Annotated in this window: 3 protein-coding genes; all 3 read left to right on the top strand. The window is 42.3% G+C overall.

The window, feature by feature from the left end; translation table 11 throughout:
- The coding region (locus AC4BAN_RS17115; RefSeq protein WP_490565635.1) for a hypothetical protein at positions 1-1,071 on the top strand (1,071 nt) is incomplete at its 5' end.
- 1 nt (position 1,072) lies between these two features.
- Positions 1,073-1,843: a hypothetical protein gene (locus AC4BAN_RS17120; protein ID WP_490565636.1), complete on the top strand. Its 771-nt coding sequence runs from the start codon at positions 1,073-1,075 to the stop codon at positions 1,841-1,843.
- Positions 1,837-2,144, top strand: a 308-nt coding sequence (locus AC4BAN_RS17125; protein WP_490565637.1) for a hypothetical protein, incomplete at its 3' end; no start/stop codon positions are given. The genes AC4BAN_RS17120 and AC4BAN_RS17125, both read left to right, overlap by 7 nt.

Genomic DNA, 2,144 nt, shown 5'->3' on the forward strand with positions numbered 1-2,144 from the left:
GCAGGTAAGGTACTAGATGCCAGGCAAGGTAAGGCGCTGAAGGATTTGCACGATGCATTAGCTGCCACTGTGCAGAATCATGAGACTAGGTTAGCGGCATTGGAGGCGAACCCTACAGGTGGCGCTTCTTCCTTTTTAGGTCTGTCTGATACCCCTGCTTCTTATGCAGGCATGGGTGGTAAGTTCTTCAGGGTGAAAGCTGATTTATCAGGAATTGAGTTTGTAGATGCTCCTTCAGGTGGAGGTGGTACTTTTTACAATGGCTTTGGTGCTGCTGTGGATGGTGGCTTGACACAAGATTTTGCGACAAAAGAATTCCAGAAAAGACCAACATTTGAGCAAACACCTTCTTTAAGCCAGGCACAAAAGGACGCATTAGCCGTTGGCGAAACAAACGTTTTTACAGCAGTTAAGCAGGCAGACGGTTCTATTAAATGGGGGGCAGGCGTTGGTACTATTAATAAATTTGCCTCTAATGACTTGCAAACATTGTTGGCTGATAACCAAAACTGGAACGGGCAATTCCTTACTATTACAGGGGATAATAGCAATGGGCAGTTAGGCAAGGCAGGGCAGGAAATGACATATTTAAGGCGTTGGTATTTGTGCAAAAGCAGTACTGTAAATTCCGCTTCATGGGAAAGAAACGCCACAGTAGATATGTTAGATAGCACAAACGCTTTTGACCAAACGATAATAAACGAGTTACTGACTGAAACAGGGTGGGTAAATAACATCAAGCAAATTAGTATAAAATCCTGTAAAGGAGATGAATACACATCCGATACAGGCTATGTATATACCTGCTACAGCAATGATAACAAATGGCGTAGGATTGGAGAACCGCTAACCGTTGATTTTTTTATACAGAACACAGGCAACTATACAAACCTTTGCAATGCCTTATTAGCCTATGATTTTACTGGTTCAGCTTACGATGCAAAGGCAGACACAAGCTATACAACTGAAAAAGGCAAACAAGGTCAAATGTACTACGATGCAGCAAGTAGAAAGCTTTTTATGTGCGTTACCAGTACAACGACAGTGGTTAAATGGGAGAAAATAAGATAAGATGGCAGACGTATTAAGAGCATCAGATGGGCATATAATAAAAAACCCTGATGGGCAGGTTTTAAAGGGCAATTATGATTTTGGGAGAGCTGTAAAACAACCCTTTAGGGTTAATTTATACCCTAGTTGGATACTAACAACGCCTTTAACGATTGTATGCATGACGCGCTGTGTACCTAACGCAGTGCAGAATTTCTTGGAGTTACGCAATAGTAGTACCAACACAACGTATGCCTATTCCCGTTGCGGTACAACCTGGGGCGGAATACAGATTGTACATGGCCCTAGTAGTTTAACTACAATCCCTATTGCAACCGGGCAACAATTGGCAATGCATGGCTATATGCTGACAGGTAGCCGTTCTTATGGTATTGCACAGGGCACACTCACAAGCGCATACTCTAGTGTACATATTGGGGATGTAAATATCCTGAATACGATTTATATAGGTTCCAACACTGGCAGCAATATTATAAGTGTTAGCGATTTCTATGTTTTTGAAAGGAATATTTCTGATAAGGAATTGCAGCATCTTTATAACAATGGTATGGGGAATGAGCCTTTAATTGGCTTATCCCTTGCAGTACATTTAAAGTTTAATACAGCAGAGATACTTGATTTCTCAGTACCGCAGGATGGTTCAGATATGCGTGTGGGTGTACGAAATTTCGGGAGTATAGCCCATTTGCATGGAGATATAACAGGATTGCCCGCAGGAACTTTACAGGAAAAATTGGATTATGCAAATGCTAATTGTTTTACAGCATGGTAAAGACAGGAATTATCAGAGCAGCGGAGTTTGATGCGTTGGTTAATATACCGGAAGTGTTTAAGGGACAGTGGCAAGACGTGCACCGCACAGATGGAGCCTTTAAAGCCATCACCGCCTTCAGTCACTATTTTACGCCGGAAGTGGAAAGCCAGATGCTGTTGGTGCTTTCTCCAACTGACTTTGAGCAATGGAAAGAACAAAATATTGATACCAGCATTGTGGCTGTGAGTTATGACTGGAAGGAGCAGAAGGCTATGATCACCATTGCATACGAAAACAGGGTGTACGAATTTCCTTGCAC

This window comes from Pontibacter sp. GD13, from assembly GCF_058216355.1.

Excerpts from the sequence above, each read along its gene's own strand:
- AC4BAN_RS17120 (WP_490565636.1), top strand. The coding sequence starts at position 1,073 with ATGGCAGACGTATTAAGAGCATCAGATGGGCATATAATAAAAAACCCT.